Source organism: Streptomyces sp. SYP-A7185, from assembly GCF_046103685.1.
Classification (GTDB): domain Bacteria; phylum Actinomycetota; class Actinomycetes; order Streptomycetales; family Streptomycetaceae; genus Streptomyces.
On the sequence record NZ_CP122310.1, the window covers coordinates 8,483,301 to 8,497,810 of the forward strand.

Consider the following 14,510-nt stretch of genomic DNA (forward strand, 5'->3'; position numbering starts at 1 on the left):
TGGTGGCCGGCAAGGCGTCTCGTACGCGCGGTGCCGATCGTTGCCAGGACCGTACGCCAGGACGTCAACTCAGCGGCATGCGGGGGAATCTCCGCCTGCTCGCCGCTGCGGCGCGCTCGGCCTCCTCCGCCTTGACGACCGCGGCGTACTTGTCGACGTACTCCTGCCCGGAGAGCCCGAGGATGGCGTACATGATCTCGTCGGTGACCGCGCGCAGGACCGCCTTCTCGTTCTCCATGCCCGCATAGCGCGAGAAGTCCAGCGGGGCGCCGAAGCGGATGGACACCTTCTGGAAGTTCGGCACCTTCTGGCCCGGCGGCTGCGCCTCGAACGTGCCGATCATCGCGCAGGGGATCACCGGCACCTGCGCCTTGAGCGCCATCGCGGCGACGCCGACCTTTCCCTTGTAGAGGCGCCCGTCGTGCGAGCGGGTGCCCTCCGGGTAGATGCCGAGCAGCTCGCCCTTGCGCAGCACCCCGAGGCCCTCGCGGATCGCGGCCTGGCCCGCCTCCTTGCCGGAGCGGTCCACCGGGATCTGCCCGGCGCTGTGGAAGAACGCGGCCGTCAGGCGGCCCCGGATGCCGGGGCCCGTGAAGTACTCGGCCTTCGCGAGGAAGGTGATCCGCCGCTTGATGATGGCGGGCATCAGGAAATGGTCCGAGAACGACAGGTGATTGCCCGCCACGATCGCCGCACCGGATTCCGGTATGTGCTCCAGCCCCTCGATGCGCGGCCGGAACATGAGCCGCAGCAGCGGCCCCAGAACGACGTACTTGAGCAGGTAGTAGAACACCCGTTGCTCCTTGACGTAGGTGGACCGGCCTGGGTTCTGCGTCGTCGCAGGTCACGGGTCCTCGCGCAGCGGTCAGTTTAGGTGCGCCGCCGCGACGGGAGAAGGGAGCGATCCCCATCGCCCCCGTCCTCTCGCGCAGGAGTGCGGCCCACCGAACGAGACGCTCGTACGGGTGTGCGGCCCACCGAACGAGACGCCCGTCCGGGGGCCGCCCGGGACCCGTCCGGGTGACCGTCCGGCGCGGCGACCGCACGGAGCGCGGGTACGGAGGTGGCCTGGCCTCTCTCCGCCGCAGTACGCCACCGCCCCAGGAGGTCCCCATGAGGTCCGGTTCCCCGTTTCGTCCGCGCCCTGCCGCGGCCATCGTCGCCGCGCTGGTCTCCCTCGCCGTGGCCGCGCCCGCCCACGCGGTCGGCGAGCCGGCCCCCGCCAGGTCGAGCGGCGTCTTCCTCACCGTCACCGGGCAGAACAACGCCTGGGTCCGCGGGGTGCTCCTCGACTGCGTGACCCAGCGGCCCGCGCACCACCCGCACGCGGCCAAGGCCTGCGCGGCCATCGATGCCGCGGGCGGCGACTTCGCCGCGCTGCGCGCCAGGCAGGGCGTCTGCACCAAGCAGTACGCCCCGGTCACCGTGGGCGCGACGGGGCGGCACCGGGGCAAGCCGGTCAGCTGGCACAAGACCTTCGGCAACGCCTGCGAGATGGGCCATGCGACGGGTGACGTCTTCCGTTTCTGACGCGCCCGCGCTTGACCCCCGCCCTTCACCCCCCCTGAGACGCCGCCGCGCGCGGTGTCTCAGGGGGTGCTGCGCGAGAGCACCATCGCCAGCGTGAGCATCCCGATGACGACCCAGCCGAACCACAGCCAGCCGTTGCTTCCCAGTGCGACCGTGTACGCGGTCACCGCGACCAAGCCTCCGATGGTGAACACACCCATCGTCTTCGTAGAATCAGGCATCGCCCTGCCTCCTCCCGGCAGCCCCGGCGCCTCGACGCCAAGACCGCGGCCTGAGACCATCCTCGCCCGCGAAGACCCTTTGCCGCTAGCGCCCGCGCGCGGCCAGTGAGGCCAGATAGGCGTTGTACGCCTCCAGCTCCTTGTCGCCGTCACGGTCGGCGGCCCGGTCCGTGCGCCGTGCCTGGCGCTGTTCGGAGCGGTACCACTGGAAGAGCAGCGCGAGCAGCACGAGCACCGAGGGCACCTCGCTGAACGCCCAGGCGATGCCGCCGGCGGCGCTCTGGTCGGCGAGCGCGTCGATGCCGAGCGAGGCGGGCGGGTTCTTGTAGGTGCCGATCATGGGCTCGGACGCCATCATCAGGGCGATGCCGAAGAACGCGTGGAAGGGCATGCCGGCGAACAGCTCCAGCATCCGCATGATGTAGCCGGGCCGGTGCGGGCCCGGGTCGACGCCCATGATCGGCCAGAAGAAGACCAGGCCGACGGCGAGGAAGTGGACCATCATCCCGATGTGGCCCGCCTTGGACCCCATCAGGGTGTCGAAGATCGGGGTGAAGTACAGCGCGTACAGGCTCGCGATGAAGAGCGGGATCGTGAACGCGGGGTGCGTGATGATCTTCATGTAGCGGCTCTGCAGGACCCACAGGAGCCACTCGCGCGGGCCCTTGCTGCCGCGGGCCGCGACCGGCAGGGCGCGCAGGGCGAGGGTGATCGGGGCGCCCAGCAGGATCAGGATCGGCGACAGCATGCTGATGACCATGTGCTGGACCATGTGCACGCTGAACATGACCATGCCGTAGTCGTTCAGCTTGGTGCACATCACGAGCAGGATGGTCAGCACGCCCGCCACGAAGGAGACGGTGCGGCCGACGGGCCACTTGTCGCCGCGCCGCACGAGCCGGACCACGCCCCACCCGTACAGGGCGAGCGCCACCAGGGAGCCGACGAGGAAGAAGGGGTCGGCCGAGAGTTCGAGCCCGCGCCCCAGCGTGAACGGCGGCAGATCCATGTTCATGCCGTGCCCGCTGTGATCCATCCACTGGCTCCTGATTCGTGCGGTTGTGCGCTGTGTGTCCGCACCAGACTAGAACGGCCCCCGGACGCCGACGCGTCCGGGGGCCGTTCCTTCAGCCTTGCGTCAGGCCGGGTGCTAGAGCACGCACTCTGCCTCGGCGTACCGCTCGTCCGGCACCGTCTTGAGGGTCTCGACGGCCTCGGCGAGCGGGACCATCGTGATGTCCGTGCCGCGCAGCGCGGTCATCTTGCCGAACTCGCCGCGGTGCACGGCTTCCACGGCGTGCCAGCCGAAGCGGGTGGCCAGGACGCGGTCGTACGCGGTGGGGGTGCCGCCGCGCTGGACGTGCCCGAGGATCACAGGGCGCGCCTCCTTGCCCAGACGCTGCTCCAGCTCGCCCGAGAGCCGCGTGGCGATGCCCGCGAAGCGCTCGTGGCCGTACATGTCCTTGGTGCCCTCGTCGAAGTCCATCGTGCCCTCGCGGGGCTTGGCGCCCTCGGCGGCGACGACGATCGCGAACTTCTTGCCCGCGGAGAACCGCTCGCCGACCTTCTGCGCCAGCTCCTCGATGTCGAAGGGCCGCTCCGGCACGACGATGGCGTGCGCGCCCGCGGCCATGCCCGAGTGCAGGGCGATCCAGCCGGTGTGCCGGCCCATGACCTCGACGATCAGGACCCGCTGGTGGGACTCGGCGGTCGTCTTGAGCCGGTCGAGGGCCTCGGTGGCCACGCCGACGGCGGTGTCGAAGCCGAAGGTCACGTCGGTGACCGCGATGTCGTTGTCGATCGTCTTGGGCACCCCGACGATCGGCAGACCGGCGTCCGACAGGAGCCGGGCCGCCTTCAGGGTGCCTTCGCCGCCGATCGGGATGACCGCGTCGAGGCCGAGGTCGGCGAGGTGGCCCTTGGCCCGCTCGACGCCGTCGCGCAGATGCGCGGGCTGGACGCGGGAGGAGCCGAGAATCGTTCCGCCACGCGCCAGGATGCCTCCCACCGCGTCGAGGTCGAGCTTGCGGTAGTCGCACTCGAGCAGGCCGCGCCAGCCGTCGTGGAAGCCGATGACCTCGTCGCCGTGGTCGACGACGGCGCGGTGCACGACCGAACGGATGACGGCGTTCAGACCGGGGCAGTCGCCGCCGGAGGTGAGGACACCAATGCGCATAGCCCGGGAAACCTTTGCAACGTGGGCCGGAGACCGGACCACGTCGTCCGGCTGGAACCCCGCCACCCTATAGGCGGAAGGGGGCGGGGCCGCACCGGGCGTCCGACTGCTGGACGGTGCCGCTCACCTGTGCGGCGGGTGCATCAAGCGGGCTGCTGTGCGGCGTTCATCCGCTCGGCGCGCAGCGCCTCGTACCAGCGGTCGTCCGTGGGCGGCAGCGCGTTCACGTCGAGGGCCAGCTTCAGGAGCAGGTCCGCGATCAGCGGGTTGCGGGCCAGGACGGGGCCGTGCATGTACGTGCCGAAGACGGTGCCGTTGTAGGCGCCCTCGGTGCCGTCCCCGGTGCCGTTGCCCCGGCCCAGCGTGACGCGGGCCAGCGGGCGCGCGGACGGGCCGATGTGGGTGATGCCCTGGTGGTTCTCGAACCCGGTCAGCGGGGGCAGGCCCAGCTGCGGGTCGATGTCGCCCAGGACGTCGCCGACGCACCGGTCGCCCTCGCCGCGGGTGGAGACCACGTCGAGCAGGCCGAGGCCCGGCTCGCGCTGGCCGAGGTCGTTGATGAACTCGTTGCCCAGGATCTGGTAGCCGGCGCACACCGAGAAGACGATCGCGCCGTTGCCCACGGCCCGCTGGAGTCCGCCGTCGCGGCGCAGCCGCTCGGCCGCCAGGCGCTGCGGGCGGTCCTCACCGCCGCCGATCAGGTAGATGTCGCCGGAGGTGGGCACCGGCTGGTCGCTGCGCACGTCGTAGCGCTCGACCTGGAGGCCGCGCTGGTGGGCGCGGCGCTCCACGACCAGGGCGTTGCCCTGGTCTCCGTACGTGCTGAGCAGGTCGGGGTAGACCCACACCAGCCGCAGGCTGTTGTCGCTCATGCTCATTCGTCCCTACGAGGGTCTAGAGGGTCCGGTGGGGTCAGTTGCCGACGCGGCGGCGCAGGTCCTGGAACGCGGTGTAGTTCGCGATCGTCTCGATCCGGCCGGGCGGCGCGAGCTGCACGGCCTCGTCGAGGGACTCGCACACCCGGAAGTCCAGGCCCGCGACCTCCAGGCGCACCGCGAGGTCCAGCTTGCGGTCGCCGAGCACGAAGATCGGGTGACCGGCCAGCCGGGTGTAGTCGACGTCCCACAGCCAGGAGGTGTCGGTGCCGTCGGCGCCGCGTGCGTTCACGGACAGGACCACCGGGGTGGGCGGCGGGTCGATCAGCGAGAACGTCTCGAGCCAGCCCGCGGGGTTCTTCGCCAGGAGCAGGCGCAGATCACGGCCCTGGAACTGCACGACGTCATAGCGTCCGGCGACGGCCTGCACCTGGTACATGCGTTCCAGGGCGACCTGCGGCGGCACGCCGAAGACGGCGGCGACGGCGGCCGAGGTGGTGGCGTTGGCCTTGTTCGCCCGGCCCGGCAGCTGGAGATGGATCGGCCAGGCCGAGCCGTGCGGGTCCAGGACGTGGTCGCCGGAGAGCACCCAGCTGGGCGCGGGGCGGCGGAAGCCGCACTCGCCGCAGAACCAGTCGTCGCCGGGGCGCTGCATGACACCGCCGCAGGAGGGGCACGACCAGGCGTCGTCCTTCCACTCCTGGCCCGCGGCCACCCAGACGACGTTCGGCGACGAGGACGCCGCCCAGACGACCAGCGGGTCGTCGGCGTTGGCGATCACGACCGCCTTGGAGCCGGCCAGGCCCTCGCGCCAGTTCTCGGCCATCATGCGGGTCTCGGCGGCGCGGTCCAGCTGGTCGCGCGAGAGGTTGAGCAGCGCGATCGCCTTCGGCTCGACGTCGCGTGCGACACCGGCGAGGTACTTCTCGTCGACCTCGATGACGCCGAAGCGCGCGTCCGAGCCGCCCGCGAGGGCCGAGGTGATCCCGGCCGGCATGTTCGCGCCCAGCGCGTTCGACACCACGGGCCCGCTGGCGCGCAGCGCCTCCGCGAGCAGCCGGGTCGTGGTCGTCTTGCCGTTCGTGGCAGAGACGAGCACCACGTCCAGGTGCGTGGCCAGTCGCCCGAGCAGGTCGGGGTCGAGCTTGAGTGACACGCGGCCGCCGATCACCGATCCGCTGCCGCGGCCCGCCGCGCGCGATACCGCCGCGGCCGCCTTGCCCGCCGTCACGGCCAGCTTGGCCCGCGGCGACAGCGGGTCCGTGTTGCCTGCCATCAGTTCTGGATCCTCCTTGCTTATGGCGCCGCGTCTGCCCCCGGCAACGCGATGAACCTCAGCCTATCGAGATCCATTGTCAAGGCCGAACCGCGGCACCACCCCGACCCCGGGGCTCTGTGAGGACCGTACCCTTGCGGCCATGCGACACGGCTCGATCCCGGGCGCCTCAGGGCGCGTACGACCCCTGACTCTCCTCGGTGACCCCGTGCTGCACAAGCGGTGTGCGGACGTCACCGACTTCGGCCCCGAACTGGCCGGACTCATCGAGGACATGTACGCCACGATGTACGCCGCCCAGGGCGTGGGTCTGGCGGCCAACCAGATCGGCGTGAGCCGGCGGGTCTTCGTGTACGACTGCCCGGACGACGAGGACGTGCGCCATCTCGGGTACGTGGTGAACCCGCGCCTGGTGGAACTGGACGGGGAGATCGTGCGCGGCCCGGAGGGCTGTCTGTCCCTGCCGGGCCTTGAGGCGAGCACGCCGCGCCTCGACCACGCGGTGGTGGAGGGCTTCGACATGCTCGGTGCTCCGGTGCGGGTGCACGGCACCGGCTGGTTCGCGCGCTGCCTCCAGCACGAGTGCGACCATCTGGAGGGCGGCGTCTACACCGATCACGTCACGGGCTGGCGGCGGCGCAGGGTGCTGCGGGCCGCCGCCAAGGCGCCCTGGAGCGGCTGACTCCAGGGCCGGACGTCAGAACCCGGGGCCGCCGACGCGGTTGCCCGCCGCGGCGAGCCGTCCCCACAGCAGGTCGGCCAGGCTGCTGACCAACTCCGCGCGGGGGCAGGGCCGTTCGCCCAGCCACCAGTCGCCGGCCGCGTGCATCATGCCGACGATGCCGTGGCCCCAGACGCGGGCGAGCTGCGCGCTGCCCGGTCCGAGGTCCACCCGCTCCTCGATGACCTGCGCGAGCTCCTCGCCCATGCGGCGAAGGACGGGGGCCGAGTGCAGGCCCACGTCGAAGCCCTGCTCGCCGGGGGTGGCGCCGTCCGAGGGGTGCATGAGGAAGCGGTAGACCTGCGGGCGGGCCTCGATCGCGGCGAGGTAGGTGTCGAGGGTCTGCTCGACCCGCTCGCGCCGCTCGGCCGGGGCGTCCAGGGCCGCGCGCAGCGATTCCAGGAGCGCGTCGGTGTGGCGCTTGGCGAGCGCCGCGTACAGTCCGCCCTTGTCGCCGAAGTGCCGGTACAGGATCGGCTTGGTGATGCCGGCTTCCGCGGCGATGGCGTTCATCGAGGCGCCGGGCCCGTCGCGGAGCACCACCCGGTCGGCGGCCTCCAGCAATTCGCGCCGCCGGCGCTCGGCGGACCGTTGCTGATCGGTCCGCGGTGTGGTGGTCTCCATAGCGATTCTCTCCCCGCCCATGCGATTGCGTGACGCACGCGCAACGTAACACCCCGCGCGAGGCGCCGATCGAACGGGCGGCCGGGAGTTGACAGCGGCTACCGGCCGGTAACAGACTCCAGTTACCGCAAGTAACGCACGTCTTCACCGCAGGTCCTGGAGGGGTCATGGCCGAGTTCACCATGGAGCTCAACGACGAACAGAAGGAGGTCCGGGACTGGCTCCACGGGTTCGCCGCTGACGTGATCCGGCCTGCCGCCGCCGAGTGGGACGAGCGCGAAGAGACCCCGTGGCCGATCATCCAGGAGGCGGCGAAGCTGGGGATCTACTCCCTGGACTTCTACGCCCAGCAGTTCTTCGACCCCACGGGCCTGGGCATCGTGATGGCCACCGAGGAGATCTTCTGGGGTGACGCGGGCATCGGCCTGTCCATCATGGGCACCGGTCTGGCCGCCGTCGGCGTCCTCGCCAACGGCACCGAGGAGCAGATCGGCACCTGGATCCCGCAGATGTACGGCGACGTGAACGACGTCAAGGTCGCCGCCTTCTGCTCCTCCGAGCCGGACGCGGGCTCCGACGTGGCGGCGATGCGCACCCGCGCCGTCTACGACCAGGCCAAGGACGAGTGGGTCCTCAACGGCACCAAGACCTGGGCGACCAACGGCGGCATAGCCAACGTGCACGTTGTCGTCGCGGTCGTCGACGCCGAGCTCGGCTCCAAGGGCCACGCCTCCTTCATCGTCCCGCCGAACACCCCCGGCCTCTCCCAGGGCCAGAAGTTCAAGAAGCACGGCATCCGCGCCTCGCACACCGCCGAGGTCGTCCTGGAGGACGTGCGCGTCCCCGGCCACTGCCTGCTCGGCGGCAAGGAGAAGCTCGACGAGCGCCTCGCCCGCGCCCGCGAGCGCGCCAAGACCGGCGGCGAGCGCGTGAAGAACGCCGCGATGGCCACCTTCGAGGCGTCCCGCCCGGCGGTCGGCGCCATGGCCGTGGGTACGGCGCGCGCCGCGTACGAGGAGGCCCTGGAGTACGCCAAGACGCGTACGCAGTTCGGTCGCCCGATCATCGACAACCAGGGCGTCGCCTTCCAGCTCGCCGACATGCGTACGCAGATCGACGCAGCGCGTCTGCTCGTCTGGCGTGCCTCGTGGATGGCGAGCACGGGCAAGAAGTTCGAGTCGGCCGAGGGCTCCATGTCCAAGCTGTACGCGAGCGAGGTCGCCAAGAAGGTCACCGCGCAGGCGGTCCAGATCCTGGGCGGCAACGGCTTCACGCGCGAGTACCCGGTGGAGCGCATGCACCGGGACGCCGCGATCTACACGATCTTCGAGGGCACGAGCGAGATCCAGCGCCTGGTGATCGCGCGCACGCTGTCGGGCATGCCGATCCGCTAGCGCACACCCCTGCACATGGCACGTCCGCCCCTGTCGCTCCGAGCGACAGGGGCGTTCTGCGTGCCGGGGAGTCCCACAGGTAACCTGCGCAGTGAGGCTTGCAAGTTTACCTGTCCATCTCGTACGGTGCGGGACATGAGCGCACACTCCGGTGACCCCACCCCCGAGCAGCTCGCCGCCGATCTGTCCGGCGCCGTCCGCCGGCTCGTGCGGCGCTTTCGCGGCGTGTCCCCGCAGACCGGTCTCAGCCCCTCGCAGCGCTCCGTGCTCGCCCGTCTGGACGGCGACGGCCCCGACACCACCGCGGGCCTCGCCCGCGCGGAGCTCGTCCGGCCCCAGTCGATGCGGATGACCGTGAGCGCCCTGGAGGAGCTGGGACTCGTCGAACGCTCACCGGACCCCGACGACGGCCGGCAGTCCGTCGTCTCCGTGACCGCCCAGGGCCGCCGCACCCTCACCGAGATGCGGGCCGCCAAGCGCGACTGGCTCGCCGCGGCGCTCGCCGACGAACTCGACCCGGCGGAGCGTCGCCAACTGGCCGACGCCGTCGAGCTGTTGGAGCGACTGGTGCGCACGTGAGGGCGCCCACCTCCGCGCCGGCCCGGCAGTCGGCGGGCGAACGGCCCGCCTTCGGGGCCCGGCTCACCGCGCCCCTCCTCCTCGGCTCCCTGCTCAACCCGCTCAACACCACGATGATCTCCACCGGCCTGGTGGCGATCGGGCACGACTTCGGCGTCGGCGCGTCCGACACCGCCTGGCTCGTCTCCGTCCTGTACCTCGCGAGCGCCGTCGCCCAGCCCGTGCTCGGCAAACTGGCCGACGGCATCGGGCCGCGCAGGGTCTTCCTCGGCGGGCTCGTGGTCGTGGCCGCCTCCGGGCTCGTGGGCGCGTTCGCCCCCGGATTCCTGTGGCTGCTCCTCTCACGACTGCTGCTCGGCATCGGTACCTCGGCCGCGTACCCCGCCGCGATGGCCGTCCTGCGCGACGAGTCACGCAGGCTCGGCACGCCGACCCCGCGCACCGTCCTCGGCCGGCTCTCCTTCGCCGCGCTCGGCAGCGCCGCCGTCGGACCCACCCTCGGCGGGCTCCTCGTCGCGACCGCGGGATGGCGCGGCATCTTCGCCGTCAACGTCCCCGTCGCCCTCCTCGCGTACGGCGCGACGCTGCGCTGGATCCCCCGGGACGCGCCGCGCCGAGAGCGGACGGGACCCGGCGCCGCGAGCGCCCTCGACCCGCTGGGCACCCTGCTGTTCACCGGCGCGCTGACCTGCCTCGTGGTCTTCCTGCTCGACCTGCGCCACCCCCTGTGGTGGCTGCTCGCCCCGGTCGTGCTCCTGGGCGCCGTCCTGACCTGGTGGCAGCTGCGTCATCCGAGCCCCTTCATCGACCTGCGGATGCTGGGCACCAACCACGCGCTCGCCCGCACCTACCTGCGCCACGGGCTCAGCTACCTCGTCGTCTACTGCGTCATGTACGGCTTCACCCAGTGGCTGGAGGAGGCCCGCGGCTTCTCCTCGCTCCACACCGGGCTCGTCATGCTGCCGATGTCCCTAGCAGCGCTGGCCTGTTCACTGCTCGGCGCCCGCACGAAAGGCATCCGCGCGCCGCTCATAACGGCCGCCGTGCTCCTCGCCGTGGGCAGCGCGCTGCTCCTGGTGACGTCGGGCTCCACCCCGCTCGCCGTGCTGCTGCTCGCGGGCGCCTGCTTCGGCATTCCGCAGGGCCTGATGGGCACCGGCAACCAGGCGGCCGTGCAGCAGTTCGCGCCCGCCGACGCGATCGGGTCGGCCGCCGGGCTCCAGCGCACCGCCCAGTACATCGGCGCCATCACGGCCTCCGGGCTGATCGGCCTCGCCTACGGCCACCAGGCCGACGACGGCGGCCTGCACCTGATGGCCGTGGTCGGCGGCGTCCTCGCGCTGGCCCTCATCGCCCTGACCGTCACGGACCGCGCCCTGCGCACCACGGCGACACACAAGACCACCACCCGGACGTAGCACCCGGCGTAGCACCGGACCTCACAGAAGCCAGGCACGAGCCCGACGTCACCGAACCAACCCGCACCAACCCGCAGCACCCCGTACGCAAGTGAAAGGCACCCCGCATGACCGCCACCGTCCTTGACCCCACCACCGCCCTCGTCCTCGTGGACCTCCAAAAGGGCATCACCGCCCTGCCCACGGCCCACCCCTCCGCGGAGATCGTCGAACGATCGGCGCGCCTCGCCGACGCCTTCCGCGAGCACGGTCTGCCCGTGATCCTGGTCCGGGTCACCGGAGGCGCTCCGGGGCGCACCGAAGGCCCGGTCCGCGGCGGCGAGGTGCCCGCGGACTGGGCGGACCTCGTCCCCGAACTCGGCCGCAGGGACAGCGACATCGTCGTCACCAAGCAGCAGTGGGGCGCCTTCTACGGAACCGACCTCGACCTCCGGCTGCGCCGGCGCGGCGTGACGCAGGTGGTCGTCGCCGGTATCGCGACGAGCATCGGCGTCGAGTCGACGGCCCGCGCGGCCCACGAGCACGGGTACCACGTCACGGTCGCCGTCGACGCCGTGACCGACATGGACGCCGAGGCCCACCGCAACAGCGTCGAGAAGATCTTCCCCAGGCTGGGCGAGACGGACACGGCGGAGGCGATCGCGAAGCTCCTGCCGGCCGCCGCCTAGAGCCGCCCGGCCCGCCGGAGCCCGCTCAGGGCCGGTGCACGTACGGCGTCGTCACGCTCAGCTGCGCGAAGCCCAGGCGCCGGAGGATGGGGCGGCTGTCGTCGGAGGCGTCCACCTGGAGGTAGCGACAGCCGCGCTCCACGGCGATGCGGGTGCGGTACGCGACCAGGGCGCGGTAGATGCCCTTGCCCCGCCACCGGGGAGCGGTGCCGCCGCCCCACAGGCCCGCGAAGTCGGTGCCGGGGCTGAACTCCATGCGGGCCGAGCTCACCGGCTCGTCGCCCGCCATCGCCACCACCGCGACGACGGCGTCCGGGGTCTCGGTCAGCTGGGTCAGGACGCGCTGGGCGAGGCGCTCGCCGAGCCCCGCGCTGTCCTCGCCAAAGGCGATGTCATGGGCCCGCGTCATGAGGCGGACCCCCGCCGCGTCCGTGACCGGCAGCAGGCGCACTCCTTCGGGCTGCTTCGGCTCCTGGGGCAGGGCGGCGGCCTCGGCGACCATCACCGCTTCCGGCGGCTCGGGCACGAAGCCGGCGGCGAGCAGCCGGTCGGCGAGGTCGGCGGGGCGGTCGTGGGAGTGCAGCTTCCACTCGAACTCGCGGTCGTGGGACGTGAAGTAGCGGACCTGCTCGGCGATGACGGAGTCCGCCGTGCTCACGTCGAGGTCCGCCCAGTGGACGCCGTTCCAGTCGTGCGCGGCGCCGATCTGCCGCACGACGGGGCCGTCCCGCTCGACGCGCACGCCGGGACTGTCCGCCTGAGCGCCGCGCCGGATCTGCTGGTCGTATGCCGCCAGTACGGCTTGGTGGTCCATGCGGGCACTTCAGCAGGGGCGGCAACGATCGGCAAAGGAATTACGGGACGGACCGCCAGTGGCAGCGCAGCCCGGCGGTGATGAACCCCGGGCCGTACGCCACGGCGACCCCGCGTGCGCCGTCCTCGGGCGGGTCGGCGTGTGTCCGCTCAAGCACCCGGAAGACGCTGACGGCACCCATGTTGCCCTCGTCGGTGAGCGAGTCCACCGAGTGCCGGGCCGCCTCGGCGTCCAGGCCCAGTGCCTCCGCGGTGTCGGCGATGATGCGGTGGCTGCCGGGATGGATCACAGCGAAGTCGACGGGACGCGGACCGAGCCACTCCGTGAGCGCCGGGAGGGTCTTGGCCGCCGTGGAGGGAGCCTGCTTGGTGGAATCGAAGTGCATTCCCCGGGCGTCGAGTCGGCCCCGGTACCGGTCCAGGCTGCCGGGGAGCGTGTACTCGAAGGTGTCGTCTATCGCGAGACCGGAGGTCAGCGGGGTGCCGGTGACGACCGCCGCCGCGCCGGCATCGGCGAACAGCGCCTTGTAGATCATCGATTCGATGGTGGTGGCGGAGTGGTTGTACGAGGTCGAGAGGACTTCGGCTGCCACGACCAGCACTTTGTCGTCCGGCCGGACGGCGACGAGATCTGCCGCCCGGATCAGGCCCTGGACGCCGCCCGCGCAGGCGACCGTCGTCAGCGCCACGCGGCGCACGGTGGGGCGCAGGCCGAGGCGCGCCATGAGATGGACGTCGAGATTGGGGACCGCCCAACCGGTGGAGTGTGTGGTGACGATCGCGTCGATGTCGCCCGCCGTCAGTCCTGCCGCGTCGAGGGCGGCCGTCGCCGCCTGCTCGGACAGCGCGACGGCATCGTCGAACGCCGCCTGCGTCCGCTCGTGGACGTCGGCTGTGCCGGAGACCGTGGGCGAGTTCAGAGGACGGCTGAAATGACGCGACGAGACACCGCAGTTGTCGACGACGCGCAGGATCGCCGTGAGGCGCGGATGACCGTGTTGATGTGTGCGTATGTCGTCGGCGATCTCGTCTGTGGTGACTTTGTGGGCACCGAAAGCGGTTCTGGGGGCGGATACGAAGGCCGGCACGGTGGCTCCCACATGGCTAGTTTTGGTGGGGGTGCCGCTCAACGTACTTGACGTCGCCGAATCCGTGCCCTTGTGCTACCGAGATGCGCTGAGGAGACCGGGCGTCAGGTCGCTCGGAGCACGGGTGCGCGGGTGTGGCTGCGCTGGGCGCCCGGCTTGAAGATCAGGATGAAGAGCCGCGCGCCCGGCGATGCCATGGGCTGGGCCGCGCAGATGGTCACCCAGCCGGGGCCGCGCTGTGCGTGCCGCAACGGGCGCTCGTGACCGTCGGGATGGATCAGCGCGCCGTCCACCTCGTAGAGGGAGGCGATGTCCGGATCGGTGAGGACTTCCTTCTCGATCCGGCGGAGGATCTCGTCGTCGGGCCGGGCCGTGAGTGCGGCCCGCAGTTGGGGCACGACCATCGGAGCCCATGCGGTGCGCCAGTCCGTCAGGAACTCGCGGCCGTCGCGGTCGAGTAGCATCCAGCGCATGGTGTTGCTCGGGGGAGTCCCTTGAGGGAAGAGCGCGGCGAAGGCTTCATTGTGGGCCAGGAGTTCCCACGAGGCGTCGACGACATACGCCATGTGGCTGATGCCGTCGACGGCTTCTTGCCACGAGCCGGAGATTTCCTTGCCGGAGGACGAGTACAACGGACCCGGCGGGTCCTGCATCAACGCGTAGCGATTGAGGGACACCCACTCCTGCTCGTTCAGGCCGAACAGTCGTGCCACGTCCCGCAGCAGGGAAGCCGGGGGATTGGGGTAACTGCCCGACTCCAGGCGGTGGTAGGTCCCGATGGCCCGGTGCAGCAGTTGGTCGACCTGGTGCTGGGAGAGGCCACGGGCGCGCCGCCCCTGGCCCGTGGGGCGGCTGAAGCCGTGCGATTCGGGAGCGATGAGGGCGCGTCGTTCGCGGAGCAGAGCGCGGAGCGCCGTCTTGTTCATGGTGGGTAATCCCTCTTGGTGCACGCCGAGTTGAGCATCAGCAGTCTAAATATTCTCACCAGCTTTGGTAGTAAAGATTGCCCGAAGAAAAACGATCAGTCGATGCGGCATCATGGGGGGAGCGGGACCACCGACCTGCGAGTTCCATCGTCGGTGGGCGCGCGGACACAACTGTGGGGCATCTTGACCGAGGAGCTTGAA

The 14,510-nt window shown here is 71.2% G+C and carries 16 protein-coding genes; 6 read left to right on the forward strand and 10 right to left on the reverse strand.

Annotated features, from left to right (window positions below; genetic code table 11):
- Positions 1–64: 64 nt before the first annotated feature.
- Positions 65–793, reverse strand: coding sequence for a lysophospholipid acyltransferase family protein (locus QBL25_RS37145; protein ID WP_409061347.1), 729 nt, complete (start codon positions 791–793; stop codon positions 65–67).
- A gap of 320 nt (positions 794–1,113) precedes the next feature.
- Here QBL25_RS37145 and QBL25_RS37150 point away from each other — a divergent pair, with 320 nt between their 5' ends.
- Entirely contained in the window at positions 1,114–1,530 is a 417-nt protein-coding gene (locus QBL25_RS37150) for an SSI family serine proteinase inhibitor (protein ID WP_409061348.1), read from the forward strand.
- Between the two features lie 59 nt (positions 1,531–1,589).
- On the opposite strand, the gene QBL25_RS37155 is transcribed toward QBL25_RS37150, so the two are convergent.
- The 5 genes from QBL25_RS37155 to QBL25_RS37175 form a co-directional block, all read right to left on the reverse strand.
- Entirely contained in the window at positions 1,590–1,751 is a 162-nt protein-coding gene (locus tag QBL25_RS37155) for a hypothetical protein (protein WP_190078913.1), read from the reverse strand.
- 85 nt (positions 1,752–1,836) lie between these two features.
- Positions 1,837–2,787 (reverse strand): cytochrome c oxidase assembly protein, encoded by a 951-nt coding sequence (locus QBL25_RS37160; RefSeq protein ID WP_409061349.1) that lies wholly within the window; start codon positions 2,785–2,787, stop codon positions 1,837–1,839.
- Between the two features lie 114 nt (positions 2,788–2,901).
- Entirely contained in the window at positions 2,902–3,927 is a 1,026-nt protein-coding gene (locus tag QBL25_RS37165) for a 6-phosphofructokinase (RefSeq protein ID WP_409061350.1), read from the reverse strand.
- A 143-nt stretch (positions 3,928–4,070) separates the two neighbouring features.
- Positions 4,071–4,799, reverse strand: a complete 729-nt coding sequence (locus QBL25_RS37170) for a type 1 glutamine amidotransferase (protein WP_409061351.1) — start codon at positions 4,797–4,799, stop codon at positions 4,071–4,073.
- Positions 4,800–4,839: 40 nt separating this feature from the next.
- Positions 4,840–6,078, reverse strand: coding sequence for a MurT ligase domain-containing protein (locus tag QBL25_RS37175; RefSeq protein ID WP_344519320.1), 1,239 nt, complete (start codon positions 6,076–6,078; stop codon positions 4,840–4,842).
- Positions 6,079–6,220: 142 nt separating this feature from the next.
- Here QBL25_RS37175 and def point away from each other — a divergent pair, with 142 nt between their 5' ends.
- Positions 6,221–6,760: a peptide deformylase gene (gene def / locus QBL25_RS37180; protein WP_409061352.1), complete on the forward strand. Its 540-nt coding sequence runs from the start codon at positions 6,221–6,223 to the stop codon at positions 6,758–6,760.
- Positions 6,761–6,775: 15 nt separating this feature from the next.
- Here def and QBL25_RS37185 read toward each other — a convergent pair whose 3' ends face one another.
- A complete protein-coding gene (locus QBL25_RS37185) occupies positions 6,776–7,423 on the reverse strand; it encodes a TetR family transcriptional regulator (RefSeq protein WP_409061353.1) in 648 nt (215 codons plus the stop codon).
- A gap of 167 nt (positions 7,424–7,590) precedes the next feature.
- Between QBL25_RS37185 and QBL25_RS37190 the strand changes: the two genes are divergently transcribed.
- From QBL25_RS37190 to QBL25_RS37205, 4 genes are all read left to right on the forward strand, one after another.
- Positions 7,591–8,817 (forward strand): acyl-CoA dehydrogenase family protein, encoded by a 1,227-nt coding sequence (locus tag QBL25_RS37190; protein WP_409061354.1) that lies wholly within the window; start codon positions 7,591–7,593, stop codon positions 8,815–8,817.
- 135 nt (positions 8,818–8,952) lie between these two features.
- On the forward strand, positions 8,953–9,396 hold the full coding sequence (locus tag QBL25_RS37195) for a MarR family winged helix-turn-helix transcriptional regulator (RefSeq protein ID WP_409061355.1): 444 nt from the start codon (positions 8,953–8,955) through the stop codon (positions 9,394–9,396).
- On the forward strand, positions 9,393–10,814 hold the full coding sequence (locus QBL25_RS37200; RefSeq protein ID WP_409061356.1) for an MFS transporter: 1,422 nt from the start codon (positions 9,393–9,395) through the stop codon (positions 10,812–10,814). The genes QBL25_RS37195 and QBL25_RS37200 overlap by 4 nt, the downstream gene beginning before the upstream one ends.
- Positions 10,815–10,921: 107 nt before the next feature.
- Complete coding sequence (locus QBL25_RS37205) at positions 10,922–11,482, forward strand: isochorismatase family protein (RefSeq protein ID WP_409061357.1); 561 nt, start codon at positions 10,922–10,924, stop codon at positions 11,480–11,482.
- A 25-nt stretch (positions 11,483–11,507) separates the two neighbouring features.
- On the opposite strand, the gene QBL25_RS37210 is transcribed toward QBL25_RS37205, so the two are convergent.
- The 3 genes from QBL25_RS37210 to QBL25_RS37220 all read right to left on the reverse strand — a co-directional run bounded on the left by QBL25_RS37210 (position 11,508) and on the right by QBL25_RS37220 (position 14,309).
- Positions 11,508–12,296 (reverse strand): GNAT family N-acetyltransferase, encoded by a 789-nt coding sequence (locus QBL25_RS37210; protein ID WP_409061358.1) that lies wholly within the window; start codon positions 12,294–12,296, stop codon positions 11,508–11,510.
- A gap of 40 nt (positions 12,297–12,336) precedes the next feature.
- On the reverse strand, positions 12,337–13,383 hold the full coding sequence (locus QBL25_RS37215; RefSeq protein ID WP_409061359.1) for a 3-oxoacyl-[acyl-carrier-protein] synthase III C-terminal domain-containing protein: 1,047 nt from the start codon (positions 13,381–13,383) through the stop codon (positions 12,337–12,339).
- 104 nt (positions 13,384–13,487) lie between these two features.
- Positions 13,488–14,309 (reverse strand): helix-turn-helix transcriptional regulator, encoded by an 822-nt coding sequence (locus QBL25_RS37220; protein ID WP_409061360.1) that lies wholly within the window; start codon positions 14,307–14,309, stop codon positions 13,488–13,490.
- Positions 14,310–14,510: the final 201 nt, after the last annotated feature.

Excerpts from the sequence above, each read along its gene's own strand:
- QBL25_RS37150 (WP_409061348.1), top strand. The coding sequence starts at position 1,114 with ATGAGGTCCGGTTCCCCGTTTCGTCCGCGCCCTGCCGCGGCCATCGTC.
- QBL25_RS37155 (WP_190078913.1), bottom strand. The coding sequence starts at position 1,751 with ATGCCTGATTCTACGAAGACGATGGGTGTGTTCACCATCGGAGGCTTG.
- QBL25_RS37160 (WP_409061349.1), bottom strand. The coding sequence starts at position 2,787 with ATGGATCACAGCGGGCACGGCATGAACATGGATCTGCCGCCGTTCACG.
- QBL25_RS37165 (WP_409061350.1), bottom strand. The coding sequence starts at position 3,927 with ATGCGCATTGGTGTCCTCACCTCCGGCGGCGACTGCCCCGGTCTGAAC.
- QBL25_RS37170 (WP_409061351.1), bottom strand. The coding sequence starts at position 4,799 with ATGAGCGACAACAGCCTGCGGCTGGTGTGGGTCTACCCCGACCTGCTC.
- QBL25_RS37175 (WP_344519320.1), bottom strand. The coding sequence starts at position 6,078 with ATGGCAGGCAACACGGACCCGCTGTCGCCGCGGGCCAAGCTGGCCGTG.
- def (WP_409061352.1), top strand. The coding sequence starts at position 6,221 with ATGCGACACGGCTCGATCCCGGGCGCCTCAGGGCGCGTACGACCCCTG.
- QBL25_RS37185 (WP_409061353.1), bottom strand. The coding sequence starts at position 7,423 with ATGGAGACCACCACACCGCGGACCGATCAGCAACGGTCCGCCGAGCGC.
- QBL25_RS37190 (WP_409061354.1), top strand. The coding sequence starts at position 7,591 with ATGGCCGAGTTCACCATGGAGCTCAACGACGAACAGAAGGAGGTCCGG.
- QBL25_RS37195 (WP_409061355.1), top strand. The coding sequence starts at position 8,953 with ATGAGCGCACACTCCGGTGACCCCACCCCCGAGCAGCTCGCCGCCGAT.
- QBL25_RS37205 (WP_409061357.1), top strand. The coding sequence starts at position 10,922 with ATGACCGCCACCGTCCTTGACCCCACCACCGCCCTCGTCCTCGTGGAC.
- QBL25_RS37210 (WP_409061358.1), bottom strand. The coding sequence starts at position 12,296 with ATGGACCACCAAGCCGTACTGGCGGCATACGACCAGCAGATCCGGCGC.
- QBL25_RS37220 (WP_409061360.1), bottom strand. The coding sequence starts at position 14,309 with ATGAACAAGACGGCGCTCCGCGCTCTGCTCCGCGAACGACGCGCCCTC.